The sequence below is a fragment of the Polaromonas sp. genome, assembly GCF_043778355.1.
Classification (GTDB): Bacteria; Pseudomonadota; Gammaproteobacteria; order Burkholderiales; family Burkholderiaceae_C; genus Polaromonas.
Genome location: NZ_JAYWHI010000088.1, coordinates 39,038 through 62,728, shown reverse-complemented (window position 1 = coordinate 62,728; position 23,691 = coordinate 39,038). Strand labels below are relative to the sequence as shown.

25 protein-coding genes are annotated in these 23,691 nt (G+C 62.0%); 18 read left to right on the top strand and 7 right to left on the bottom strand.

The genetic code is table 11. The features are described from left to right. Positions 1-33 precede the first annotated feature (33 nt). The 3 genes from ACH2CW_RS12445 to ACH2CW_RS12435 all read right to left on the bottom strand — a co-directional run bounded on the left by ACH2CW_RS12445 (position 34) and on the right by ACH2CW_RS12435 (position 2,847). Entirely contained in the window at positions 34-1,233 is a 1,200-nt protein-coding gene (locus tag ACH2CW_RS12445) for a phosphoglycerate dehydrogenase (protein WP_395058554.1), read from the bottom strand. Next, positions 1,226-2,308, bottom strand: a complete 1,083-nt coding sequence (gene serC / locus ACH2CW_RS12440) for a 3-phosphoserine/phosphohydroxythreonine transaminase (protein ID WP_395058552.1) — start codon at positions 2,306-2,308, stop codon at positions 1,226-1,228. Before serC ends, ACH2CW_RS12445 begins: the two co-directional genes overlap by 8 nt. Before the next feature lie 92 nt (positions 2,309-2,400). Continuing rightward, complete coding sequence (locus tag ACH2CW_RS12435; protein ID WP_395058550.1) at positions 2,401-2,847, bottom strand: hypothetical protein; 447 nt, start codon at positions 2,845-2,847, stop codon at positions 2,401-2,403. A 135-nt stretch (positions 2,848-2,982) separates the two neighbouring features. Between ACH2CW_RS12435 and ACH2CW_RS12430 the strand changes: the two genes are divergently transcribed. The 3 genes from ACH2CW_RS12430 to ACH2CW_RS12420 all read left to right on the top strand — a co-directional run bounded on the left by ACH2CW_RS12430 (position 2,983) and on the right by ACH2CW_RS12420 (position 4,945). Then, a complete protein-coding gene (locus ACH2CW_RS12430) occupies positions 2,983-3,822 on the top strand; it encodes a helix-turn-helix domain-containing protein (RefSeq protein ID WP_395058548.1) in 840 nt (279 codons plus the stop codon). 199 nt (positions 3,823-4,021) lie between these two features. After that, entirely contained in the window at positions 4,022-4,537 is a 516-nt protein-coding gene (locus ACH2CW_RS12425) for a pyridoxamine 5'-phosphate oxidase family protein (protein ID WP_395058546.1), read from the top strand. A gap of 24 nt (positions 4,538-4,561) precedes the next feature. Beyond that, a complete protein-coding gene (locus ACH2CW_RS12420; RefSeq protein WP_395058544.1) occupies positions 4,562-4,945 on the top strand; it encodes a hypothetical protein in 384 nt (127 codons plus the stop codon). Between the two features lie 65 nt (positions 4,946-5,010). Here ACH2CW_RS12420 and ACH2CW_RS12415 read toward each other — a convergent pair whose 3' ends face one another. The 4 genes from ACH2CW_RS12415 to ACH2CW_RS12400 all read right to left on the bottom strand — a co-directional run bounded on the left by ACH2CW_RS12415 (position 5,011) and on the right by ACH2CW_RS12400 (position 10,420). Then, the gene (locus tag ACH2CW_RS12415; RefSeq protein ID WP_395058542.1) at positions 5,011-7,623 is read right to left on the bottom strand and encodes a bifunctional aconitate hydratase 2/2-methylisocitrate dehydratase; all 2,613 of its coding nucleotides are present in this window, start codon (positions 7,621-7,623) and stop codon (positions 5,011-5,013) included. Positions 7,624-7,675: 52 nt separating this feature from the next. Further along, positions 7,676-8,302: a hypothetical protein gene (locus tag ACH2CW_RS12410; protein WP_395058540.1), complete on the bottom strand. Its 627-nt coding sequence runs from the start codon at positions 8,300-8,302 to the stop codon at positions 7,676-7,678. A 40-nt stretch (positions 8,303-8,342) separates the two neighbouring features. Then, on the bottom strand, positions 8,343-9,338 hold the full coding sequence (locus ACH2CW_RS12405; protein WP_395058538.1) for an HpcH/HpaI aldolase/citrate lyase family protein: 996 nt from the start codon (positions 9,336-9,338) through the stop codon (positions 8,343-8,345). A 95-nt stretch (positions 9,339-9,433) separates the two neighbouring features. Then, entirely contained in the window at positions 9,434-10,420 is a 987-nt protein-coding gene (locus ACH2CW_RS12400; protein WP_395058536.1) for a malate dehydrogenase, read from the bottom strand. Positions 10,421-10,616: 196 nt separating this feature from the next. Here ACH2CW_RS12400 and ACH2CW_RS12395 point away from each other — a divergent pair, with 196 nt between their 5' ends. From ACH2CW_RS12395 to leuB, 15 genes are all read left to right on the top strand, one after another. Continuing rightward, positions 10,617-11,387 (top strand): GntR family transcriptional regulator, encoded by a 771-nt coding sequence (locus tag ACH2CW_RS12395; RefSeq protein ID WP_395058534.1) that lies wholly within the window; start codon positions 10,617-10,619, stop codon positions 11,385-11,387. An 8-nt stretch (positions 11,388-11,395) separates the two neighbouring features. Next, positions 11,396-11,572 carry a DUF2256 domain-containing protein gene (locus tag ACH2CW_RS12390; protein ID WP_395058532.1) on the top strand — a complete coding sequence of 59 codons (177 nt, stop codon included), beginning with the start codon at positions 11,396-11,398 and terminating at the stop codon, positions 11,570-11,572. A 70-nt stretch (positions 11,573-11,642) separates the two neighbouring features. Continuing rightward, positions 11,643-13,211: a cryptochrome/photolyase family protein gene (locus tag ACH2CW_RS12385; protein ID WP_395058530.1), complete on the top strand. Its 1,569-nt coding sequence runs from the start codon at positions 11,643-11,645 to the stop codon at positions 13,209-13,211. Positions 13,212-13,422: 211 nt separating this feature from the next. After that, positions 13,423-13,866 carry a succinate dehydrogenase, cytochrome b556 subunit gene (gene sdhC / locus ACH2CW_RS12380; RefSeq protein WP_395058528.1) on the top strand — a complete coding sequence of 148 codons (444 nt, stop codon included), beginning with the start codon at positions 13,423-13,425 and terminating at the stop codon, positions 13,864-13,866. Between the two features lie 15 nt (positions 13,867-13,881). After that, positions 13,882-14,247 (top strand): succinate dehydrogenase, hydrophobic membrane anchor protein, encoded by a 366-nt coding sequence (sdhD, locus tag ACH2CW_RS12375; RefSeq protein WP_395058526.1) that lies wholly within the window; start codon positions 13,882-13,884, stop codon positions 14,245-14,247. Between the two features lie 56 nt (positions 14,248-14,303). After that, positions 14,304-16,097: a succinate dehydrogenase flavoprotein subunit gene (sdhA, locus tag ACH2CW_RS12370; RefSeq protein WP_395058524.1), complete on the top strand. Its 1,794-nt coding sequence runs from the start codon at positions 14,304-14,306 to the stop codon at positions 16,095-16,097. Positions 16,098-16,116: 19 nt separating this feature from the next. Beyond that, on the top strand, positions 16,117-16,821 hold the full coding sequence (locus ACH2CW_RS12365) for a succinate dehydrogenase iron-sulfur subunit (protein ID WP_395058522.1): 705 nt from the start codon (positions 16,117-16,119) through the stop codon (positions 16,819-16,821). 2 nt (positions 16,822-16,823) lie between these two features. After that, positions 16,824-17,147 (top strand): succinate dehydrogenase assembly factor 2, encoded by a 324-nt coding sequence (locus tag ACH2CW_RS12360; protein WP_395058520.1) that lies wholly within the window; start codon positions 16,824-16,826, stop codon positions 17,145-17,147. 21 nt (positions 17,148-17,168) lie between these two features. Further along, positions 17,169-18,479, top strand: a complete 1,311-nt coding sequence (gltA, locus tag ACH2CW_RS12355; protein ID WP_395058518.1) for a citrate synthase — start codon at positions 17,169-17,171, stop codon at positions 18,477-18,479. 82 nt (positions 18,480-18,561) lie between these two features. After that, positions 18,562-18,942 (top strand): hypothetical protein, encoded by a 381-nt coding sequence (locus ACH2CW_RS12350; RefSeq protein WP_395058516.1) that lies wholly within the window; start codon positions 18,562-18,564, stop codon positions 18,940-18,942. A 186-nt stretch (positions 18,943-19,128) separates the two neighbouring features. Next, positions 19,129-20,067, top strand: coding sequence for a LysR family transcriptional regulator (locus ACH2CW_RS12345; protein ID WP_395058514.1), 939 nt, complete (start codon positions 19,129-19,131; stop codon positions 20,065-20,067). A 41-nt stretch (positions 20,068-20,108) separates the two neighbouring features. Then, entirely contained in the window at positions 20,109-21,530 is a 1,422-nt protein-coding gene (gene leuC / locus ACH2CW_RS12340; RefSeq protein ID WP_395058512.1) for a 3-isopropylmalate dehydratase large subunit, read from the top strand. Positions 21,531-21,549: 19 nt separating this feature from the next. Continuing rightward, the gene (locus ACH2CW_RS12335; protein ID WP_395058510.1) at positions 21,550-21,687 is read left to right on the top strand and encodes an entericidin A/B family lipoprotein; all 138 of its coding nucleotides are present in this window, start codon (positions 21,550-21,552) and stop codon (positions 21,685-21,687) included. Continuing rightward, positions 21,687-22,337: a 3-isopropylmalate dehydratase small subunit gene (leuD, locus tag ACH2CW_RS12330; protein WP_395058508.1), complete on the top strand. Its 651-nt coding sequence runs from the start codon at positions 21,687-21,689 to the stop codon at positions 22,335-22,337. The genes ACH2CW_RS12335 and leuD overlap by 1 nt, the downstream gene beginning before the upstream one ends. A gap of 82 nt (positions 22,338-22,419) precedes the next feature. Next, on the top strand, positions 22,420-23,496 hold the full coding sequence (leuB, locus tag ACH2CW_RS12325) for a 3-isopropylmalate dehydrogenase (RefSeq protein ID WP_395058506.1): 1,077 nt from the start codon (positions 22,420-22,422) through the stop codon (positions 23,494-23,496). The last annotated feature ends 195 nt before the right edge of the window (positions 23,497-23,691 follow it).

Genomic DNA, 23,691 nt, shown 5'->3' with positions numbered 1-23,691 from the left:
TAGGACTTGACAGCCGATGCAGGAAACTGAAGCCTAGATCCCGGAATCCGGCAGGTAACGCACGGCCAGCACGCCGGCTATGGCACGCAGGTGCGCCAGCACGGCCTCGCTGACCGGGCTTTCAACATCAACCAGGGTGTAGGCCATGTCGCCGCGCGACTTGTTGACCATGTTGTGGATGTTCAGACCGGCCTGCGCCATGGCGGTGGAAATTTGCCCCAGCATGTTGGGCACATTGGCGTTGGCAATCGCCACCCGGTAGGCTGATTCACGCGCCATGGTCACGGCCGGAAAGTTGACCGCGTTGACCACATTGCCATGCTCCAGGTAATCACGCATCTGGTCGACCACCATGACGGCGCAGTTTTCTTCGGCCTCGCGCGTGGAAGCACCCAGGTGCGGCAACGCAATCACGCCTGCGTGATGGTTCAGCGCCGCCGAGGGAAAGTCGCAGACATAGGCGTGCAGTTGCCTGGCGTCCAGTGCGGCCAGCATCGCGGCCTCGTGGACCACGCCTTCCCGCGAGAAATTGAGCAACACTGCGCCGGACCGCATCAGCTTGAGGTTGTCGGCGTTGACCAGGTCACGGGTGGCGGCGACGAGCGGCACATGCAGGGTCACGAAGTCCGAGTTTTTCAGCACCTCGGCCACACTGGCGGCCTTTTTGACCTGGGCCGGCAAACTCCAGGCCGCATCAACCGTGATGTCGGGGTCGTAACCGAGCACATGCATGCCCAGCTTGATGGCCGCGTCGGCCACCAGGCAACCGACCTTGCCCAGACCGACAATACCCAGGGTGTGGCCGGCCAGCTCAAAGCCAGCGAAGTTTTTCTTGCCTTCTTCGACCGCCTTGTCCATGTCGGCCATGGCGGGATCCAGGCTGCCGACAAAACGCAGCGCCGGTGCGATGTTGCGGGCGGCCAGCAGCATGCCGGTCAGCACCAGCTCCTTGACCGCATTGGCATTGGCGCCCGGTGCATTGAACACCGGCACGCCGCGCGCACTCATGGCCGCCACCGGGATGTTGTTGGTGCCGGCGCCGGCGCGGGCAATCGCCAACACGCTGGCTGCAATATCGAGCGCGTGCATATCCGCCGAGCGCACCAGCACGGCGTCGGGCTCGGCGATGTCCTTGCCGGTGCTGTAACGCTCTGCGGGCAGGCGTTTGAGGCCGTTGGCCGATATCTGGTTGAGCACCAGGATGTTCAGGCGCTCACCCGGGGCCTTAGCCATGCTCGGCCTCAAACTCCTTCATGTAGGCCACCAGCGCCTGCACACCGGCCATGGGCATGGCGTTGTAGATCGAGGCGCGCATGCCACCGACCGAGCGATGGCCCTTGAGCTGCAGCATGCCGCGCGCCTGCGCGCCCTTGAGAAAAGCCTCGTCCAGCGACTCGTCTTTGAGCTTGAAGGGCACGTTCATCAGCGAGCGGTCTTCGCGCGCAATCGGGTTGTTGTAGAAGGACGTGGCATCAAGGTAGTCGTACAGCAGCGCGGCCTTGGCCCGGTTGTGCGCTTCCATGGCTTTGAGCCCGCCCAGCGCCTTGATGTGTTTGAACACCAAACCGGCGATGTAGATCGCATAGGTCGGCGGCGTGTTGTACATCGAGTCGTTGTCGGCCTGCTGCTTGTAGTCGAACACAAAAGGCGTGTGCGGGATGGCCTGGCCGATCAGGTCTTCACGCACAATCACCAGCGTCAGGCCCGAGGGGCCAATGTTTTTCTGGGCGCCCGCATAAATCAGGCCGTAACGGCTGACATCGATGGGACGCGACAGGATGTTGGACGACATGTCGGCCACCAGCGGCACCGCGCCGGTGTCGGGTGTCCAGTGGTACTCGACCCCACCAATCGTTTCGTTCGAGCAGATGTGCACATAGGCAGCTTCGGGGTCCAGCTTCCAGGTGTCGAACTTCGGCACGCTGGTGAAGCCGTTGGCTTCGGACGTGGCAGCCACATTGACCTTGCAGTAGTTTTTGGCTTCCTTGATGGTTTTTTTCATCCACTCGCCGGTGTTGACGAAGTCGGCGCCGGCATGGCCGCGCAGCAAATTCATCGGGATGAAGGCGTTTTGCCCGAGTCCGCCGCCCTGCAGAAACAGCACCTTGTAGTTGGCGGGAATCGCCAGCAGTTCGCGCAGATCGGCTTCCGCTTCAGCGTGAATGGCGATGAACTCCTTGCCACGGTGGCTCATTTCCATCACCGACATACCAGAACCGTTCCAGTCGAGCATTTCGGCGGCGGCGCGCTGCAACACCGGTTCTGGAAGGGTCGCCGGGCCGGCGCTGAAATTGAAAACGCGTGTCATGAAGAGAACTTTCCAGAGGATGATGGGAATCGGCTTGGCACCCCGCAAGGGCCAGATCACACAGCATACAAGAAAGTCCCGCTACGCCCGACTTACCAGCGGCTGGCCGCGACCTTACGCAGCCCAACCCACTCCAGCACCGCCATCAGGCTCACCCAGAAAGCCTGTACCGCGAGAAATGCAGTGCCAAGCACGGTGGGTCCGAGCCCTCCGGCAAAAATCAGCGCCATGCAGCCCAGTGCCCAGGTGACATTGCCGCCAATCAGCAACCACACGCCCGCTGGCGGTATCTGGCGCCGCTTCGCCAGAAAAGTGATGTACGCAGTGAAGGCCAGCATTGTCCAGCCGGACTCCACCAGCAAGGCTTCGGGCAGACCCAGCAAGCCTGCCAGGTAGCCGGGCAGCAGCAACTGCAAAGCGCCTGTTGCCAGGCCAGCGCTGGCGTCCAGCCACAGGACGCGGCGCAGGAAAACGGCGGACGCCGACAGTGGCGCTACTGCGCCCAGGGAAGAGGTCGGGGAGGACGCTGTGGTCGACATAAATACTCCTTGCGGGCTTGCTTGAACAGAGGAAAGAATGAATCGTTTCAGGGCTTCATCATGGCCAGGCCGGCGTAGCCAGTCGATTACTTCCAACGTCATGGCAAAGGCGCGGGCCTGCCGTACGATGGCGCCATGAACGCCAGCCTCCATCCCCCCGCCCGGCCCTACCGCTCTACGCCGCTGCCTTTTGGCGAGCACCTGCGCCACTGGCGCCAGCACCGGCGCCTGAGCCAGCTCGACCTGGCCGGCGAAGCCGACATCTCGACGCGCCACCTGAGTTTTGTCGAAACCGGTCGCTCGGTACCCAGCCGCGAGATGGTGCTGCGCCTGTCAGAGCGCCTGGACATTCCGCTGCGTGAGCGCAACACCCTGCTGATCGCCGCCGGTTACGCACCCCTGTATCGCGAGCGGCCTCTGGACGACCCGGCGCTGGCGTCGGCCCGGCAGGCGGTGGAGCTGATTCTCAAAAGCCATGAGCCTTACCCTGCGCTGGCGATTGACCGGCACTGGAACCTGGTCGCGGCCAACCGCATGGTGCCGCACCTGCTGGTCGGTATTGACGCGGCCCTGCAGCAGGCGCCGCTCAATGTGCTGCGCCTGAGCCTGCACCCGCAGGGCCTGGCGCCCAGGATCGCCAACCTCGGGCAGTGGCGCGACCACCTGTTCGAACGGCTGCGCCAGCAGATCGCCGCGACGGCCGATCCGGTGCTGGTGGCGCTGCTGGAAGAATTGCGCACCTACCCGCAGACCGAGGGTGCAGGCGATCTGCATCTGGACGGCGAACATCTGGGCGTGGTCATGCCTTTCCGCTTCAGCACGCCGGGCGGTGTGCTGAGTTTCATCAGCACCACCACCATCTTCGGCACGCCGGTGGACGTGACCCTGCAGGAGCTGGCGATGGAAACCTTTTTTCCGGCAGACGAGTTCACCGCCCAGGCGCTGCGTGCGCTCGCGGCGCAGGATTCCGCTTGATTTGCTATCAACTCGATAGCTTCTTACGCTTTCCTGATATGGGCTAGAGCCCGATTTCGCTCATCAACCGGAAGCGTTTTCCGAGTCGGTACAAACGGGGCTGTCGGTGCCGGCTGACAGCCAACGGGGCCTGCCTCTGATCACCGGACCTGTGCGCCACGCCTAGATTGGTGAATTGCCAATCAACACTGGAGCCCCCATGGACACCCACACACACACCACCGCCAGCCACGACCACGACACCCTGTGGGACCTGATCAAGGACATCAAGTTCGGCATGCTGACACATCGCCACGGCGACGGCAGCCTGCAAGGCCACCCGCTGACCACGCAAAACAAGTCCATCGACGAGAACTCGACGCTTTACTTTTTTATCTCGAAGAAAAGTGAAATGGCCTCGCGTCTGGGTCAGGACGACAACGTCAACGTCGCCTACGCCGACACCGGCGCAGACAACTACGTCTCCATCGCCGGCCAGGCCACGCTGTCCGGCGACCAGGCTACCAAGGAGCGTCTGTTCAACCCCATCGCCAAGGCCTGGTTTCCCGGCGGCGTCAACGACCCCGACCTGCAGTTGCTGGAAGTAAAGATCACGCACGCCGAGTACTGGAATGCCAAGGACAGCAAGCTCACGCAGTTGTTCAAGATGGCCAAAGCGGCCATCACCGGTGAGCGCCCGCAGAACATGAGCGAACACAAAGAACTCAATGTTTGACCATGCTGGCAGCGGGAGCCCATGATGCCCTTCATCTCTTTCAACAAGGCCACCGATCCCACCGCGCCCGATGACCTGCGCATCAACACCACGGCGGTGTTGTATGTGGAGGCTTCGCGGCCCGACCTGCTGGGCCAGACCACCATCCACATGCTGGGCCAGGGTTCAACTGTCAATGCAGTGACAGAAACGATTGGCACGGTGGTCAGCGAAATCGGCAGCCTGGTGGCGGCCAAGCGCCACTACCTGGCACCACCCCCCGACGATGGCGCCAGCACGGTCTACATCGCGCCATGGAACGTGAGCCACATCCGCCCCAACCTGCCGTTGGCGCAGGACTTCTGGTACATCAAGTTTGTCGATGGGTCTGAGTTGCGCATTGTTGATCCGCTACCCGAAGGCCTGTAAGCCGCTCTGGCACAAAAAAAGCCCCGCAACTTTCGCTGCGGGGCTTTTTTGTTTCAGCTTGCGTGTCAGGCAGGCACACTGTCTTTCACGGTATCGGCCATGTCGGTGTAATCCTTGACCTGGTCGAAATTCAGGTACTGATAGACCTGGTCGCTGGCGGCCGTCAGCACACCCATGTCGGCCATGTACTCCTGCTTGGTCGGAATGCGGCCCAGCTTGGAGCAGATCGCGGCGAGTTCGGCGGAACCGAGGTAAACATTGGAGTTTTTGCCGAGACGGTTCGGGAAATTGCGCGTCGAGGTGGAAAACACCGTCGCGCCTTCTTTCACTTGCGCCTGGTTGCCCATGCACAGGCTGCAGCCCGGCATTTCCATACGCGCGCCGGCCGAACCCAGCACACCGTAGTGGCCCTCTTCGGTCAGTTGTTTGGCGTCCATCTTGGTCGGGGGCGCCATCCACAGCTTGACCGGAATGTCGCGCTTGCCTTCGAGCAGCTTGGAGGCTGCGCGGAAGTGGCCGATGTTGGTCATGCAACTGCCGATGAACACTTCGTCAATGACGGAGCCCGCCACATCGCTGAGCGTCTTCACATCATCCGGATCGTTCGGGCAGGCGACGATGGGCTCGTGGATGTCGGCCAGGTCGATCTCGATCACGGCGGCGTATTCAGCGTCGGCGTCGCCCTTGAGCAATTGCGGATCGGCCAGCCAGGCTTCCATGGCCTGGATGCGGCGCTTGATGGTGCGCACGTCCGAGTAACCGGTGGCGATCATCCACTTCAGCATCGTGATGTTGCTGGTGATGTATTCGATGATGGGTTCCTTGTTCAGGTGCACCGTGCAGCCGCCGGCAGAACGCTCGGCCGACGCATCGCTCAGTTCAAACGCCTGCTCGACTTTCAGGTCCGGCAAACCTTCGATTTCAAGGATGCGGCCCGAAAAGATGTTTTTCTTGCCCTGCTTGGCCACCGTCAGCAGGCCGGCCTTGATGGCGTACAGCGGAATCGCATTGACCAGGTCACGCAGGGTGATGCCGGGCTGCATCGCCCCCTTGAAACGCACCAGCACCGACTCGGGCATGTCCAGGGGCATGACGCCGGTGGCGGCGCCAAAAGCCACCAGGCCGGAGCCGGCCGGGAAGCTGATGCCGATCGGGAAACGCGTGTGGCTGTCACCACCGGTGCCGACGGTATCCGGCAGCAGCATGCGGTTGAGCCAGCTGTGGATGATGCCGTCACCAGGGCGCAGCGGAATGCCGCCACGGTCGCTCATGAACTCGGGCAACTCATGGTGCATCTTCACGTCCACCGGCTTGGGGTAAGCGGCGGTGTGGCAGAAGGACTGCATCACCAGGTCGGCGCTGAAGCCCAGGCAGGCCAGGTCTTTCAACTCGTCGCGTGTCATCGGGCCGGTGGTGTCCTGCGATCCGACGGACGTCATCTTCGGCTCGCAATAGGTACCGGGGCGCACGCCCTGGCCTTCCGGCAGGCCCACCGCGCGGCCAACCATTTTTTGCGCCAATGTGAAGCCACGCTCGCTGGCCACCGGTGCTTGCGGCAAACGGAACAGTGTCGAGACCGGCAGGCCCAGCGCCCAGCGCGCTTTGGCCGTCAGGCCGCGGCCGACAATCAGCGGAATACGGCCACCAGCGCGCACTTCGTCAAACAACACCTCACTTTTGAGCTTGAACTCGGCAACCACCTTGCCGTCCTTGAGTGCCTTGCCGTCGTAAGGACGCAGCTCGATCACGTCACCCATGGCCATCTGGCTCACGTCGAGCTCGATCGGCAGCGCGCCCGAGTCTTCCATGGTGTTGTAGAAAATCGGCGCAATTTTGGCGCCCAGACACACGCCGCCGAAACGCTTGTTCGGCACGTAAGGAATATCCTGGCCGGTGAACCACAGCACCGAGTTGGTCGCCGATTTGCGCGACGAGCCTGTGCCGACCACGTCTCCGACGTAGGCCACCAGGTTGCCCTTGGCTTTGAGTTCTTCAATGAATTTGATCGGACCGCGTTTGCCGTCTTCTTCAGGCGTGACACCAGGACGTGCATTTTTGTGCATGGCCAGCGCGTGCAGCGGGATGTCCGGGCGGCTCCAGGCGTCCGGCGCGGGCGACAGGTCGTCGGTGTTGATCTCGCCAGCCACCTTGAACACGGTCAGCATGATGGACGCAGGAACTTCCGGGCGGCTGGTGAACCACTCGGCGTCGGCCCAGCTCTGCAACACGGACTTGGCGTATTTGTTGCCTTTGTCGGCCTTTTCCTTGACGTCGTGAAACTGGTCGAACATCAGCAAGGTGTTTTTCAGACCGCTGGCAGCCTGCGTGGCGACGCTGTCTTCAGCGTCGTCAAGCAGTTCGACCATCGGGCTGATGTTGTAGCCCCCCAGCATGGTGCCCAGCAGTTGCGTGGCTTTTTCACGCGAGATCAATGCGCACTTTTCGGTGCCATGCGCCACGGCGGCAAGGTAACTGGCCTTGACCTTGGCGGCAGCATCAACACCGGCGGGCACGCGGTGCGTGATCAGGTCCAGCAGGAAAGACTCTTCGCCCTTGGGCGGGTTTTTCAGCAGTTCGATGACCTCGCCGGTCTGCGGGGCAGACAGCGGCAGCGGCGGGATACCCAACGCAGCGCGCTCGGCGACATGGGTGCGGTAGGTGGTGATGAACTCGGACATGGTTTTCTTCTCCTGTACTCAAAAAACGATCAAGATGGGCCGTGCGGCTGCCTTAGCGCGGCGCCGATGCTGCGGGCATGGCAGGTGCAGCAGGAGCCGTGCCAGCTCCAGCAGCGGCGGGGGGTGGGGCGTCGAGGATGCTGGGGCGCGGGTTGCGCTTGAGCTCCTCGGCAAACACCGCCTGGTCCGGGCTCATGCATTCGTCGGCGATACGCTGGCCGATCTTCTGGCTCATCAGCATGGACTTGTTGCCCAGTTGCAACCACATTGCACCGGCACGGCCGTCTTCCAGGCGGATCGCACCGGTGCGGCTGCCGACAGGGTGCATGCGAAAACGCATCAGGCCGCTGCGCACGGTGAAAAAGCCGGGACGTTTGTCGCTAGCGGTGATGGTCACCGAGGCACCCAATTCGCAGGGAAAAGTGCCGACATGGACACGCTTGGCCATTTCCAGGTCTTCCGGGCTCAGGGTGACATTCGGATCATCGTCGATGGGCGTGTTCTCTTCGACAGACTTGACCGCCGCCGCACGATTGGCTGGCGCGCGCGGCTTGGCCGCAGGTTTGGCGCCAGCCGCCGGCGCAGTCGGCTTGGCGGCAGGTTTGGCCGGCGGAGTCGCCTGGGCCAGCACCAGCGTGGGCGCGGCAAGCAACAGGGCGGTGGCAATAAAAATTTTCATGGAAGTCCTTGGAAGGGAGGGGCCGGAGGGGTCGAATACGTCAATGGGTGGCGGCAGCGGAGCTGAACCAGGGTTGCATCTCAGCCGGCAAGACCCGCCCGGTCTGATGGGCGCGCTCCAGCACCTGCCAGAAATAACGGTAACTCGCGCGGTCGTGCAGTTGACCGTCAAAGGAGATAGGGGCCCAGTCAACACAGGCGGCAGCAGCTATTATTTTTGTAGCACTTTCAATCTCGCGCTCATCCGGGCTGAGCGCTTCCAGGATGGGCCTGATCTGGCTCGGGTGAATGCTCCACATACGCGTGTAGCCGAGCGCGCGCGAAGCTTTCAGAGCAGCAGTTTTCATCGCCGCAGTGTCACTGAATTCGGTGACAACACAGTGCGAGGGGACTTTGCCGTGGGCGTGGCAGGCGGAGGCGATCTCCAGCTTGGCGCGCACCACCAGCGGATGGCTGAACTGGCCCTGGCTGCTCATGCCTTCGGCTGGAATCGCGCCGCCATGGCTGGACACAAAATCCATCAGGCCGAAACTCAGCGACTGCACGCGCGGGTGTGCAGCGATGTCGAAAGCCCGATGTACCGCAGCCGGCGACTCCAGCAACACGTGGATGGGCAAGGCCTCACAGGACACCGCAGCCAGCGCGGCCACGACCCGCTCAACGTCCGCCACCGACTCGACCTTGGGCACCATCAAATGACACAGCCGATGCCCGACCTGGCCGGCGATGGCGGACACATCCGCTTCAAACGCCGGATGGTCGATCGCGTGAACACGCACCGCGACGCGGGCGCCGTCGCCGGCCTGAGCCACCAGTGCCGCCACCAGTGCCGCATGGTCGGCTTCGCCGCCGACCGGTGCGCCATCCTCGCAGTCCAGGGTCACGTCGAACACGCAGGTGCCGAACTCCTCGGTCATCTCGGCCTGCAATTGCAGGCTTTTGCGCATCCGTGCCTCGACGCCGCTGTAGTGGTCGCAGACAGGCAAAAAACCTCCTGCAGCCTGGGCGCCGAGAAGGATGTCGCGGGGGTGGGTCATAGTGGCTTTGTCATTGCGGGCTTGACCCGCCATCCATACCGCGCAACGTGATGCGCAGCCATGGATCCCGGATCAGGTCCGGGATGACAGCTTTTTCAGAGCAAATGCGCCACGCCGGCTTGCTCGCCTTGCAATTCTTCCAGCGTCTTGTTGATACGTTCCTGGCTGAAGGCGTCGATTTCCAGGCCTTCGACCAGTTTGTATTCGCCGCCTTCGCAGGTGACCGGGAATCCGAACATCGTGTCCTTGGGAATGCCGTACTGGCCGTCCGACGGAATGCCCATGGTGACCCACTTGCCGTTCGTGCCCCGGGCCCAGTCGCGCATGTGGTCGATGGCGGCGTTGGCGGCCGATGCTGCCGACGAGGAACCGCGCGCCTCGATGATGGCGGCGCCACGTTTGCCGACGGTCGGCAGGAAGGTGTTGGCGTTCCATTCCTGGTCACTGATCATCTTGGCGACGCTTTCGCCCTTGATCGTGGCGAAACGGTAGTCGGCATACATGGTGGGCGAGTGGTTGCCCCAGACGGTGAGTTTTTCGATGTCGGCCACGGCCTTGCCGGTTTTGGCGGCGAGCTGGCTGGCAGCGCGGTTGTGGTCCAGGCGCAGCATGGCGGTGAAATTCTTGCGCGGCAGGTCCGGCGCGCTTTTCATCGCGATGTAGGCATTGGTGTTGGCCGGGTTGCCAACCACCAGCACCTTGACGTTGCGGCTGGCGACGGCGTTGAGGGCCTTGCCCTGGGCAGTGAAGATGGCGCCGTTGACGGCCAGCAGTTCGGCACGCTCCATGCCGGGGCCGCGCGGACGCGAACCGACCAACAGGGCGTAGTCTGCGTCCTTGAAGGCCTTCATCGGGTCGTCATAAGCCTCCATCCCGACCAGCAGGGGGAAGGCGCAGTCGTCGATTTCCATCATCACGCCCTTGAGGGCTTTTTGCGGGCCTTCAACCGGAACTTCCAGAAGTTGCAGGATCACCGGCTGGTCCTTGCCCAGCATTTCGCCGGAAGCAATGCGAAACAGCAGCGCGTAGCCGATCTGGCCGGCGGCCCCTGTAACGGCGACGCGGACGGGTTTTTTGCTCATGATGGGAGACTCCAGGAAAGTTGTAAATCGATGGATGGCGTGGCCGGAAGCACCCGGGGAAAAAGCGTGAAAGGTGTCACTGCGGGGCCGGCTTTGCGATGGTTCAGCAGGAGATTTTACGCTCGAAAACCGGCGGGCGTCAATTTGTCTTATGTCTTATATAAGATATGATTCGACGCAACGATCCGACATACCCATGGCCGCCCTTCCTCCTTTACCCGCCGACGATTTTGCAGGTGCCACGCCGGCCTTCAGCCCGCTGTACCAGCAGATCAAGGGCCTGATCCTGCAAAGTCTGCAGTCGGGCGAATGGAAGCCCGGAGAAGCAATTCCTTCAGAGATGGACCTGGCCGCACGTTACCGCGTGAGCCAGGGCACGGTGCGCAAGGCTATCGACGAGTTGGCCGCCGACAACCTGGTGGTACGGCGCCAGGGCAAGGGCACGTTTGTGGCCACCCATGCCGAGCAGCATGTGCAGTTCCGCTTCCTCAAGCTGGTGCCGGACAGCGGCACACCGGGCAGCGAAGGCCCGGCCCAGCGTGACATCATCGACTGCAAACGCGCCCGCGCCAGCGCCGAGATTGCGCGCATTCTGGCGCTGCGCACCGGCGACGCCGTGTTGCATGCCCGGCGCGTGCTGAGTTTTGCGGGCATACCGACCATCCTCGAAGACCTCTGGCTGCCGGCCGCGCCCTTCAAGGGCCTGACCGCCGAACGGCTGGCCGACTACCACGGGCCAATGTACGCACTTTTTGAAACCGAGTTCAATGTGCGCATGGTGCGCGCAGACGAGAAAATCCGCGCTGAGCCCGCGTCGGATGGTCGTGAGCTGCTCCTGAAAGTAGCGCATGGCACACCCCTGCTGAGTGTGGAGCGTATTGCCTACACCTACAACGATGTGCCCATGGAGTTGCGTCGCGGCTACTACCGCACCGACACGCACCACTACCACAACACACTGAGCTGAGCTTGGGAATGCCCGGTTTCAAAGGCAACAAAGCCGCGCTCCCACGCAAGCTCTGCAGCGCTTGTGGACGCGAGATGGTGTGGCGTAAAAGCTGGGCCAAAAACTGGGACGCCGTCAAATACTGCTCGGATGCATGCCGCGCAGGCACACCGCGCGGCACACCGGACAAGCCCTGCAAATCCTGAGACCGCAAACCGAATCGGGTTAATTTCCCGGGCGCCCGATACCATTTAGTCACAATATAGAATGACTGGTATGAAAGCAAAACCGTGTCGTCACCTTGTTCTGATCCTCGGTGACCAGCTCGACGAGATTTCTGCCGCCTTTGACGGTTTCGATGCTGCTCAGGACGTCGTGTTGATGATTGAGGCCAGCGAAGAGTCGACCCATGTCTGGTCACACAAGGCGCGCACAGTGCTCTTTCTTTCAGCGATGCGCCATTTTGCACAGACCCTGTCGCAGCGCGGCTGGCAGATCAGTTATGGCTCACTTGATCAACAGACCGATGCCACCCTGGCCGACGGTCTGCTCGCCGCCGTCGCACAGTACCAGCCACAGCGCGTGATCGGCGTGGAACCGGGGGACCTTCGGGTGCGGCGCAGCCTGGACGACGCCCTCAAGAGCGGCACCGGCCCCACGGGCGCGCTGCATGCCGACATCGAATGGCGCGAGGACAGGCATTTCCTCTGCAGCCCGGCGCGCTTTCGCCATTGGGCCGGGCAATCGCGCAACCTGCGCATGGAGTTTTTCTACCGCACCATGCGCCAGCACTACCAGGTGCTGATGAAGGACGGCAAGCCGGAAGGCGGGCAGTGGAATTACGACGCCGAAAACCGCAAGGGCTTCGGCCGGACCGGCCCGCAGAACCTGCCGCGACCGCTCGTGTTCGCGCAGGACGACATCACCCGCGATGTGATCGCGCTGGTCGGGCAGCGGTTTGCCAACCACCCCGGCGATCTGCACCGCTTCAACTGGCCGGTCACCCGTTCGCAGGCGCTGGAGGCCCTGGCTGATTTTGTGACGCATCGCCTTCCCAACTTCGGCGTCCACCAGGACGCGATGTGGACACATCTGGACTTCGGCTGGCATGCGCTACTGTCCAGCTCCCTCAACCTCAAGCTGCTGAACCCGCTGGAGGTGGTCCACGCGGCCGAGCAGGCCTGGCGCGAGCGCAACCTGGACCTGGCCAGTGTCGAAGGTTTTATTCGCCAGGTGCTGGGCTGGCGGGAATTCATTCGCGGCGTGTATTTCCTGGACATGCCGGCGTTGAAAACCGACAACCACTTTGGCCACCAGCAACGCCTGCCAGCCTGGTACTGGACCGGCGAGAGCCGCATGAACTGCATGCGCCAGTGCATCAGCCAGACCCTGGCCAACGGCTACTCGCACCACATCCAGCGCCTGATGGTCACAGGCATGTTCGGCATCACCGCCCAGATACGGCCGCAGGACTTGTGCGACTGGTATTTGGCCGTGTATGTGGATGCCGTTGAATGGGTGGAACTGCCCAACACCGCCGGCATGGCGCTGTTTGCCAACGGCGGGCGCTTTACCTCCAAGCCTTATGTGGCCAGCGGCGCCTACGTCAAACGCATGAGCAACTATTGCAGCGGCTGCAGTTACGAGCCCGAAACACGCACCGGCCCGAAGGCCTGCCCGATGACCACGCTGTACTGGAATTTTCTGGACAAACACGAGGCGGCCTTCGCCGGCAACCCGCGCACCGCGCTGATGGTGAAGAACCTGCAGCGCATGCCTGCTGAAGAAAGGCTGGCGGTGAAGGCTCGCGCCGCGCAGATGTTGGCCAACCTGGACGAGTTGTAAACATCGTGTCAGCTTCCCGCTTCATTTCACTGCAAATGCCCCTCCGGACGGCGCGAACGCGATTTTTCCGACAAAAAGTTCCGGACATGGCGTGTCAGAGACAGGATCGATGCTGCATTGCAATAGAATTCGCATGTTTTTACGTGTAATTGCATCGTAGTTACCAAGCAGTTACCAGTCAGTTACCAGACTTCCCCACGAAAGCCAAACAATGACAGAGCTGGCATCCAAACAGCGTCCCAAGCGGCCTGAGTTTCGCAACATCAACGCTTTCAAGGACTTGACCACTTACCGCATGACACCAGCGGCCTGGGTGTCCATCCTGCACCGCGCCAGCGGGGCCATCATGTTTGTGCTGATGCCTTTCATCATCTGGATGTTCGACACCTCGATCTCCTCCGAAATCTCCTTCGAAAAATTCAAGGCTGCGTTCAATACCGGCATGCTGGGCCTGCCCGGCTTCGTCTGGAAGCTGGTCGCCCTCGCCCTGATCTGGGCCTACCTGCACCACTTCATCGCCGGCCTGCGCCATCTGTATATGGACGCCACCCACGCGCTGAGCAACGAATTTGGCAAGAGTACCGCGCTGATTACCCTGGCCCTGAGCATTCTGCTGACGCTGGTGCTGGGCGCCAAGCTGTTCGGCCTGTACTGAGAACAAGGAGCAATCATGTCTGTGAATTACGGATCCAAACGCCTCGTTGTCGGTGCCCATTACGGCACCCGTGACTGGCTCGCCCAGCGCATCACTGCGGCCCTGATGGCTCTCTTCACCCTGCTGCTGCTGGCCCAGGTCATTTTCAGCAAGGGTCCGATCGGTTACGACCAATGGGCCGGGATTTTCTCGGCACAGTGGATGAAGGTGCTGACCTTCACCGTCATCCTCGCCCTTCTGTACCACGTCTGGGTTGGCATGCGCGACATCTGGATGGACTACGTCAAGCCGGTCTGGCTGCGCCTGTCGCTGGAAGTCGCCACCATCGTCTGGTTGCTCGCCTGCGCGGGCTGGGGCATCCAGGTGTTGTGGCGCCTGTAAGCCCAATCGTTCAAGCCCATCCCGGCCGCACCCGTCCACCGAGACTTCAACACATCATGACTGCTACCTCCCAGCTTCCCAAAAGAAAATTCGACGTGGTGATCGTCGGCGCCGGCGGCTCCGGCATGCGCGCTTCACTGCAACTGGCGCGTGCCGGGCTCAACGTCGCCGTGCTGTCCAAGGTGTTCCCGACCCGCTCGCACACCGTTGCGGCCCAGGGCGGCATCGGCGCATCGCTCGGCAACATGTCCGAGGACAACTGGCACTACCACTTCTACGACACCGTCAAGGGCTCAGACTGGCTCGGTGACCAGGACGCCATTGAATACATGTGCCGTGAAGCGCCCAAGGTCGTTTATGACCTTGAGCACATGGGCATGCCGTTTGACCGCAACCCCGACGGCACCATTTACCAGCGCCCCTTTGGTGGCCACACCGCCAACTACGGTGAAAAAGCCGTGCAGCGCGCCTGCGCCGCAGCCGACCGCACGGGTCACGCGATGCTGCACACGCTGTACCAGCAAAACGTCAAGGAAAAAACCAGCTTCTTTGTTGAATGGCTGGCGATGGACCTGATCCGCGATGCCGAGGGCGACGTTGTGGGCGTCAGCGCCATCGAGATGGAAACCGGCGACGTGCATATTTTTGAAGCCAAGACCACGCTGCTGGCCACGGGTGGAGCGGGCCGAATTTTCGCCGCGTCAACCAACGCCTTCATCAACACCGGTGACGGCCTGGGCATGGCGGCACGTGCCGGCATTCCGCTGGAAGACATGGAGTTCTGGCAGTTTCACCCCACCGGCGTGCATGGCGCCGGCGTGTTGCTGACCGAAGGCTGCCGCGGCGAAGGCGCGATTTTGCGCAACAGCAATGGCGAGCGTTTCATGGAGCGTTATGCGCCCGCTTACAAGGACCTGGCCCCACGCGACTATGTCTCGCGCTGCATGGACCAGGAAATCAAGGAAGGCCGTGGCTGCGGCCCCAACAAGGACTACATCAACCTTGACATGACGCATCTGGGCTCCGAGACCATCATGAAGCGCCTGCCCTCGGTGTTCGAGATTGGCCACAACTTCGCCAATGTCGACATCACCAAAGAGCCGATTCCCGTGGTGCCGACCATCCACTACCAGATGGGCGGCATTCCGACCAACATCCATGGTCAGGTGGTCACGCAAAACGCCGAGAACAAAAGCGAAGTCGTCAACGGCCTCTACGCCGTGGGCGAATGCGCCTGCGTCAGCGTACACGGCGCCAACCGGCTGGGCACCAACTCGCTGCTGGACCTGCTGGTCTTCGGCCGTGCAGCCGGTAACCACATTGTTGAGTTCAGCAAAACCACCACGCACAAGCCCCTGCCAGCCGACGCCGCCGACGCCACACTGGCCCGCATCGCCCGCCTGGACAACGCCACTGACGGCGAATACGCGCAGGACGTGGCCAATGACATCCGCGCGGCCATGCAGCAGCATGCTGGCGTGTTCCGCACCCAGGCCATCATGGACGCTGGCGTGGTCAAGATCGCCGAGCTGCGCGAGCGTGTAAAAAACATCGGCTTGAAAGACAAGTCAAAGATCTTCAACACCGCCCGCATCGAAGCACTGGAAGTCGAAAACCTGATCGAAGCCGCGCAGGCCACCATCGTCTCGGCCGCTGCCCGCAAGGAAAGCCGCGGCGCCCATTCGGTGGACGACTATGGCGACACGCCAGAACACCCGAACGGCCGCAACGACACCGACTGGCACAAACACTCCCTCTGGCACAGTGAAGGCAATCGCCTGAGCTACAAGCCCGTGCAGATGAAGCCCCTCACGGTGGACTCCATCCCCCTGACCGTTCGCTCCTTCTAATAAAACCGGCGCAAACCCCATGACCACACGCACTTTCAAGATCTACCGCTACGACCCCGATCAGGATGCCAAGCCGTACATGCAGACCATCGAGGTGGAGTTGGACGGCAGCGAGCGCATGCTGCTGGATGCACTGATGAAGCTCAAGGCACAGGACCCGACCATCTCCTTCCGCCGCTCCTGCCGCGAAGGTGTTTGCGGCTCTGACGCCATGAACATCAACGGCAAAAACGGACTGGCGTGTCTGACCAACATGCGCACGCTGCCCGGCACGATTGTGCTCAAGCCCCTGCCCGGCCTGCCGGTGGTGCGTGACCTGATCGTCGACATGACGCAGTTCTTCAAGCAGTACAACTCGATCAAGCCCTACCTGATCAACGAGAACGTACCACCCGAAAAAGAGCGTCTGCAAAGCCCCGAAGAGCGCGATGAACTCAACGGCCTGTACGAATGCATTCTCTGCGCAAGCTGCTCCACAAGCTGCCCCAGCTTCTGGTGGAACCCGGACAAGTTTGTTGGTCCGGCCGGCCTGCTGCAGGCCTACCGCTTCATCGCCGACTCCCGGGACCAAGCCACGGCCGAGCGCCTGGACAATCTCGAAGACCCGTATCGCCTGTTCCGCTGCCACACCATCATGAACTGCGTCGATGTCTGCCCCAAGGGACTGAACCCCAGCAAGGCCATAGGCAAGATCAAGGAAATGATGGTCCTTCGCACTGTCTGACCGTGAACACCACCGACGAGCTTCTCGACGAACGCGCAAAGAGCAAACTCAAGTGGCGCTGCCGCCGTGGCTTGCTTGAAAACGACTTGCTGATCGAGAAGTTTTTCAAGCGTCATGAGGCGACGCTCACTGTCAGTCAGGCCAAAGGGCTGAATGATTTAATGGACCTGTCTGACAACGATTTGCTGGACCTGCTGCTACAACGTCAAGAGCCGGGCCAGCTTTCCGAGCCGGCCGCACAGGTAAGTGCCTCTACTTACGAGGCGCTACAGGTTTTAAACTTGATCCGCGCTGCAGCCGCAGGCCCCCTGACTGCCTCCCATTGATTTGACAAGAAAGACGAAGATATGAAGCTCGCTGACAACAAAGCCACCCTCTCCTTCAGCAACGGCAGCCCCAGTGTTGATCTTCCGGTCTACCAGGGCACGGTCGGTCCCGACGTGGTGGATATCCGCAAGTTGTATGCGCAGACCGGCATGTTCACCTATGACCCGGGTTTCCTGTCGACGGCGTCCTGCCAGTCGGCCATCACTTACATCGACGGTGACAAGGGCGAGTTGCTGTACCGCGGCTACCCGATCGAGCAGTTGGCCACCAACTGCGACTACATGGAAACCTGCCACCTGTTGTTGTACGGAGAGCTGCCGAACGCCGATCAGAAAAGGGATTTCACCAGCCGTGTGACCAACCACACCATGGTCAATGAGCAGATGCAGTTTTTCCTGCGTGGTTTCCGCCGCGACGCACACCCGATGGCCATCATGACCGGCCTGGTCGGCGCACTGTCGGCCTTCTACCATGACAGCACCGACATCACCAATCCCGAGCACCGCGACATTTCGGCGATTCGCCTGATTGCCAAAATGCCGACGCTGGTGGCCATGGCCTACAAGTACACCATGGGTCAGCCCTACATGTACCCCAAGAACAGCCTGAGCTACGCCGGCAACTTCCTGCACATGATGTTTGCGACGCCATGCGAGGAGTACAAGGTGAACCCGGTGCTTGAACGCGCGCTGGACCGGATCTTCATCCTGCATGCCGACCACGAACAGAACGCCTCGACCTCCACCGTGCGTCTGTGCGGCTCTTCCGGCACCAACCCGTTTGCGGCGATTGCTGCCGGTGTCGCCTGCCTCTGGGGCCCGGCCCACGGCGGCGCCAACGAAGCGGCGCTCAACATGCTGGGTGACATCCAGAAAAACGGCGGCATCGAAAACATCGGTGACTTCATCAAGCAGGTCAAGGACAAGAACTCCGGCGTCAAGCTCATGGGTTTCGGTCACCGCGTCTACAAGAACTACGACCCGCGCGCCAAACTCATGCAGGAAACCTGCAAGGAAGTGCTGGCCGAGATGGGCCTGGAAAACGACCCGCTGTTCAAGCTGGCCATGGCGCTGGAAAAAATCGCGCTGGAAGACGACTACTTCGTCTCGCGCAAGCTTTACCCCAACGTCGACTTCTACTCCGGCATCGTGCAACGCGCCATCGGCATCCCGGTGCCTCTGTTCACCGCAATTTTTGCACTGGCCCGCACCGTCGGCTGGATCGCCCAGCTCAACGAAATGATCGGCGACCCCGAGTACAAGATCGGCCGCCCGCGCCAGTTGTTCGACGGCTCGGCGACCCGCGACGTCAAGCCGCTGAAGTCGCGTTGATTCTTCGGCATGTTTGAATGCGGCCCGCCCGTGGCAACACCGGCGGGCCTTTTTCTGTCTGATTATTTCCAGGAGCAGAGGCTTGAAACTGATTCAAAGCGCTGAGGAACTGCGTGCAGCCCTCGCCGGCGCAGCAGCGCCGCGCACCTGCCGTTGTGCCCTGGGCGCCTGCGCCGGCTGGGAAAGCCTGGCCGAATACCGCTGGGAGGCCGCTCAAATGACCCAGGTCGCCACGCTGCGCGACCCGGCCATCGACGAGCCGACGCTGGAAGAGTTTCACCCCGACGGCACGTATTACGACTCACCCCAGGCCCCGGTGGCGCCGGCCTTTTTCCCCTACAACCGCTGCGATGTCTGGCACTGCAGCCGGTGCGACCGGCATTTGCTGCGTTACACCGAGTTCGGCGGTTACAACGTGGATCCGCGGGTCCGCGCGCTGGCGCCCGACAACATCACCGGTTAAGCGCTCGCTATTAAATTCATAGCTGACTACGCTTGCCTGGTATGGGCTGGAGGCCAAAAAGCCACGTAATTGCCCGCAAAGACGCGAGCGCCTGGCCCTGCAGGCATGTCAGCCATCGCATTTCACGATGGCAACAACGTATATATGAGGGCAAAATAGCATATTCATCGTGCATGGAGATGACTTTTGCCGGACCCTGAACGCAACTTCGCCCGCCGTATCGACCTGACCTCGCTGCAACTGTTTGTGGCGGTGTGTGAGCTCGGCAGCATCGGCAAGGCGGCCGAGCGCGAGTTCATCGCGGCGTCAGCCGTCAGCAAGCGCCTGTCGGACCTCGAAGCCGCGCTCAACACCCCGCTGCTCTCCCGCCACACACGCGGCGTGGACCTGACGCCGGCGGGGCAAAGCCTGCTGCACCATGCGCGTTCGGTGCTGTTCAGCCTTGAGAAGATGCACAGTGAACTCAGCGAATACGCGGCCGGCGTGCGGGGCCATGTGCGGGTGCACGCCAGCATCTCGGCCATCGTGCAGTTTTTGCCGGAAGACCTGGGCGCTTTCACCGGCCTGCACCCGGAAGTCAAGATCGACCTCGAAGAACACCTGAGCACGGAAGTTGTGCGCGCAGTGCAGGAAGGCGCGGCCGACCTCGGCATCTGCAACACCGCCGACGGCATTGGTGACCTGCAGGCCCAGCCCTACCGGCAGGACCGCCTTGTGCTGATCGTGCCGCGCGGTCATCCGCTGGGCGAACAGGACGCCGTCGCGTTTGAGGACACGCTGGCCGTTGACCACGTCGGCCTGCATTCCAACAGCTCGATTTATCTGGCGATGCGCGACGCTGCTGCGCTGGCTGGCCGCACCATCAAGCTGCGCATCCACGTCACCGGCCTGGACGCGATGTGCCGCATGATCCACAACCGCCTGGGCGTGGGCGTGATGCCGCAACGCGCGTTTGAACTGATGCATAGCGTCGGCGAACTCGAAGCCGTGGCGCTGACCAATGCCTGGGCAACGCGCCAGATCGAGCTGGTGGCGCGCGACTTTTCCAGCCTGCCGGTCACGGCCCGCCTGCTCGTCGATCACCTCACTGCCGCCACAAACATCCCCGCAGCCGCTGAAAGCTAGGGCCACCTCATTAAAATCAGTCAACCACGAAGGAAAAACACATGGGACGCACCCTTTACGACAAGATCTGGGACGAACACGTCGTCCACACCGAAGAAGACGGCACCGCCATCCTCTACATCGACCGCCACCTGGTGCATGAAGTCACCAGCCCGCAGGCCTTTGAAGGCCTGCGCGAAGCCGGCCGCAAGGTCTGGCGCATCAGCTCCATCGTCGCCACCGCTGACCACAACACGCCGACCACCGGCTGGGAACTCGGTTACGACGGCATCACCGACCTGGTCAGCAAGGAGCAGATCACCACGCTGGACAGCAACATCGCCGAGTTCGGCGCGGCCGCCTATTTTCCCTTCCTGTCCAAACGCCAGGGCATCGTGCACGTCATCGGCCCCGAAAGCGGAGCCACCCTGCCCGGCATGACGGTGGTCTGCGGCGACTCGCACACGTCAACCCACGGCGCCTTCGGCGCGCTGGCCCACGGCATCGGCACCAGCGAGGTCGAACATGTGATGGCCACGCAGACCCTGCTGGCCAAAAAAGCCAAAAACATGCTGGTGTATGTGGACGGCAAACTCGCGCCCGGCCTGACCGGCAAGGACATCGTGCTGGCCATCATCGGCAAGATCGGTACCGCAGGCGGCACCGGCTACACCATCGAATTCGGCGGTCCGGCGATACGCGCACTCAGCATGGAAGGCCGCATGACGGTCTGCAACATGGCGATCGAAGCGGGCGCCCGCGCCGGCCTGGTCGCGGTCGATGAAAAAACCATCGCCTACGTCAAGGGCCGGCCACTGGCGCCCACCGGCGTTGCGTGGGACCAGGCGGTGACGTACTGGAACACCTTGCAGTCTGATACGGACGCGAAGTTCGACACCGTGGTGAAACTCGACGCCGCGCAGATCCGGCCACAAGTCACCTGGGGCACCTCGCCCGAGATGGTGCTGTCCATCGACGACCGCGTGCCCGACCCCGACAAGGAAAAAGACGCCAACAAGCGCGACGCCATCGAGCGTGCACTGACTTACATGGGCCTGCAGCCCGGCAAGGCCATCAACGACATTCTGATCGACAAGGTGTTCATCGGCTCCTGCACCAACAGCCGCATCGAGGACATGCGCGAAGCCGCCGCCATGGTGCAGAAGATCGGCCAGAAAGTGGCTGGCAATGTGAAGCTGGCGCTGGTGGTGCCGGGCTCTGGGCTGGTGAAGGAGCAGGCCGAGCGCGAAGGCCTGGACAAAATTTTTGTCGCCGCCGGTTTTGAATGGCGCGAGCCCGGCTGCTCCATGTGCCTGGCCATGAACGCCGACCGGCTGGAACCCGGCGAGCGCTGCGCCTCCACCAGCAACCGCAACTTCGAAGGCCGGCAGGGCGCCGGCGGCCGCACCCATCTGGTGAGCCCGGCGATGGCTGCGGCTGCCGCCGTGCACGGCCACTTTGTCGATATCCGAAAATTTTCCTAACCCCCTCAGGAGAGTCCTCATGAAAAAAATCACCCCGCTGATCGCACTGTCGCTGGCCGCCATCGCTTTTATGCTGGCCGGCTGCAACACCGCCCGAGGCTTTGGGCAAGACCTGCAAAAGGTCGGCGAAAAAATTGAAGACAAGGCGAAGAAATAATGAAACCCTTCACCGTGCACAAGGGCCTGGTGGCGCCGATGGATCGCGAGAACGTCGACACCGACGCCATCATTCCCAAGCAGTTCCTCAAGTCCATCCGCAAGACCGGCTTCGGACCCAACCTGTTTGACCAGTGGCGCTACCTGGACCCCGGTTTTCCCGGCCAGGACCCGGCCAGCCGCCGCCCAAACCCGGACTTCGTGCTGAACCAGCCGCGTTACCAGGGCGCCTCCATCCTGCTGGCACGCAAGAACTTCGGCTGCGGCTCCTCGCGTGAACACGCGCCCTGGGCGCTGGAACAGTACGGCTTTCGCGCCATCATCGCGCCCAGTTACGCCGATATCTTCTTCAACAACAGTTTCAAGAACGGCCTGCTGCCCATCGTCCTCAGCGAAGCCCAGGTCGGCCAGTTGTTCGACGAAGCGCTGGCTTTCCCGGGCTACCAGCTGACCATCGACCTGGAGCGCCAGGTGATCGTCAAGCCGCAGGGCGAAGAGATCGCTTTCGACGTTCAGGCCTTCAAGAAATTCTGCCTGTTGGGCGGCTACGACGACATTGGCCTGACCTTGCGTCAGAGCGACAAGATCAAGGCTTTCGAGGCCGAACGGCTGGCAACCAAACCCTGGCTGGCGAATCGCCTCGCCGCCTGAGCTTCAAGCAAAATCGGCCTCCAGCCCATGTCCAACATGGGATAGAAGCTATCAAAATCATAGTAAGCAGAGAACCTCAGACATGAAAATCGCAATCCTTCCGGGTGACGGCATTGGCACAGAAATCGTCGCCGAGGCCGTCAAGGTGCTGCGCGCGCTCGACCTGAAATTTGAAACCGAGACCGCGCTGGTCGGCGGCGCCGCCTACGACGCGCACGGCCACCCGCTGCCCGATGCCACCCTGAAACTCGCCAAAGAGTCGGACGCCATCCTGTTCGGCGCCGTCGGCGACTGGAAGTACGACACGCTGGACCGGCCGCTGCGTCCCGAGCAGGCCATCCTCGGCTTGCGCAAGAACCTGGGCCTGTTCGCCAACTTCCGCCCGGCCATCTGTTATCCGCAACTGGTGGACGCTTCCAGCCTGAAGCGCGAACTGGTCTCCGGCCTGGACATCCTGATCATCCGCGAGCTGACTGGCGACATTTACTTCGGCCAGCCGCGCGGCCGCCGTGTTTCGCCTGACGGGCACTTCCCCGGTGCCGAGGAAGCCTTCGATACCATGCGTTATTCACGCCCCGAGATCGAACGTATCGCCCACGTCGCCTTCCAGGCCGCGCGCAAACGCAGCAGCCGCGTGACCAGCGTCGACAAGGCCAATGTGCTGGAGACCTTCCAGCTCTGGAAAGACGTGGTGACCGAGGTCGGCAAGCAGTATCCCGACGTCGCACTCGACCACATGTATGTGGACAACGCCGCGATGCAGCTGGTCAAGGCGCCCAAGAAGTTCGACGTGGTGGTGACCGGCAACATGTTTGGCGACATCCTGTCCGACGCCGCCGCCATGCTGACCGGCTCTATCGGCATGTTGCCCTCGGCCAGCCTGAACACGAAGAATCAGGGCCTGTACGAACCCAGCCACGGCAGCGCACCCGATATCGCCGGCAAGGGTGTGGCCAATCCGCTGGCCACAATCCTGAGCGCGGCCATGATGCTGCGCTTCAGCCTGAACCAGCCCGAAGCCGCGGTGCGTATCGAAACAGCCGTGGACGCGGTGTTGACGCAGGGCCTGCGCACGCCGGACATCTATAACGAAGGCACGACCAAAGTCGGCACGGTGCAGATGGGTGATGCGGTGGTTGCTGCACTCAAGCAGGCTTGAAACCGTCCGCCAGCGCTGCGCCGTTGGCTGCTTGCCACAGGCCGGTCCGGCAAATGCTGCCCCGCAGCGCCGGTCCGGCCGGCCTTGATTACAATAGCCCCATGCGTCAAAACCCCGCTGTCATCCGCCTCGTCGCCGCTTCGCGCGCGATCGTCGCTGCGCCGGTTTCGACCCAGACCACCAAAACGACCACCA

Bases quoted from the DNA above. Each gene is read 5' to 3' on its own strand.
- ACH2CW_RS12445 (WP_395058554.1), bottom strand. From the start codon at position 1,233: ATGGCTAAGGCCCCGGGTGAGCGCCTGAACATCCTGGTGCTCAACCAG.
- serC (WP_395058552.1), bottom strand. From the start codon at position 2,308: ATGACACGCGTTTTCAATTTCAGCGCCGGCCCGGCGACCCTTCCAGAA.
- ACH2CW_RS12435 (WP_395058550.1), bottom strand. From the start codon at position 2,847: ATGTCGACCACAGCGTCCTCCCCGACCTCTTCCCTGGGCGCAGTAGCG.
- ACH2CW_RS12430 (WP_395058548.1), top strand. From the start codon at position 2,983: ATGAACGCCAGCCTCCATCCCCCCGCCCGGCCCTACCGCTCTACGCCG.
- ACH2CW_RS12425 (WP_395058546.1), top strand. From the start codon at position 4,022: ATGGACACCCACACACACACCACCGCCAGCCACGACCACGACACCCTG.
- ACH2CW_RS12420 (WP_395058544.1), top strand. From the start codon at position 4,562: ATGCCCTTCATCTCTTTCAACAAGGCCACCGATCCCACCGCGCCCGAT.
- ACH2CW_RS12415 (WP_395058542.1), bottom strand. From the start codon at position 7,623: ATGTCCGAGTTCATCACCACCTACCGCACCCATGTCGCCGAGCGCGCT.
- ACH2CW_RS12410 (WP_395058540.1), bottom strand. From the start codon at position 8,302: ATGAAAATTTTTATTGCCACCGCCCTGTTGCTTGCCGCGCCCACGCTG.
- ACH2CW_RS12405 (WP_395058538.1), bottom strand. From the start codon at position 9,338: ATGACCCACCCCCGCGACATCCTTCTCGGCGCCCAGGCTGCAGGAGGT.
- ACH2CW_RS12400 (WP_395058536.1), bottom strand. From the start codon at position 10,420: ATGAGCAAAAAACCCGTCCGCGTCGCCGTTACAGGGGCCGCCGGCCAG.
- ACH2CW_RS12395 (WP_395058534.1), top strand. From the start codon at position 10,617: ATGGCCGCCCTTCCTCCTTTACCCGCCGACGATTTTGCAGGTGCCACG.
- ACH2CW_RS12390 (WP_395058532.1), top strand. From the start codon at position 11,396: ATGCCCGGTTTCAAAGGCAACAAAGCCGCGCTCCCACGCAAGCTCTGC.
- ACH2CW_RS12385 (WP_395058530.1), top strand. From the start codon at position 11,643: ATGAAAGCAAAACCGTGTCGTCACCTTGTTCTGATCCTCGGTGACCAG.
- sdhC (WP_395058528.1), top strand. From the start codon at position 13,423: ATGACAGAGCTGGCATCCAAACAGCGTCCCAAGCGGCCTGAGTTTCGC.
- sdhD (WP_395058526.1), top strand. From the start codon at position 13,882: ATGTCTGTGAATTACGGATCCAAACGCCTCGTTGTCGGTGCCCATTAC.
- sdhA (WP_395058524.1), top strand. From the start codon at position 14,304: ATGACTGCTACCTCCCAGCTTCCCAAAAGAAAATTCGACGTGGTGATC.
- ACH2CW_RS12365 (WP_395058522.1), top strand. From the start codon at position 16,117: ATGACCACACGCACTTTCAAGATCTACCGCTACGACCCCGATCAGGAT.
- gltA (WP_395058518.1), top strand. From the start codon at position 17,169: ATGAAGCTCGCTGACAACAAAGCCACCCTCTCCTTCAGCAACGGCAGC.
- leuC (WP_395058512.1), top strand. From the start codon at position 20,109: ATGGGACGCACCCTTTACGACAAGATCTGGGACGAACACGTCGTCCAC.
- ACH2CW_RS12335 (WP_395058510.1), top strand. From the start codon at position 21,550: ATGAAAAAAATCACCCCGCTGATCGCACTGTCGCTGGCCGCCATCGCT.
- leuD (WP_395058508.1), top strand. From the start codon at position 21,687: ATGAAACCCTTCACCGTGCACAAGGGCCTGGTGGCGCCGATGGATCGC.
- leuB (WP_395058506.1), top strand. From the start codon at position 22,420: ATGAAAATCGCAATCCTTCCGGGTGACGGCATTGGCACAGAAATCGTC.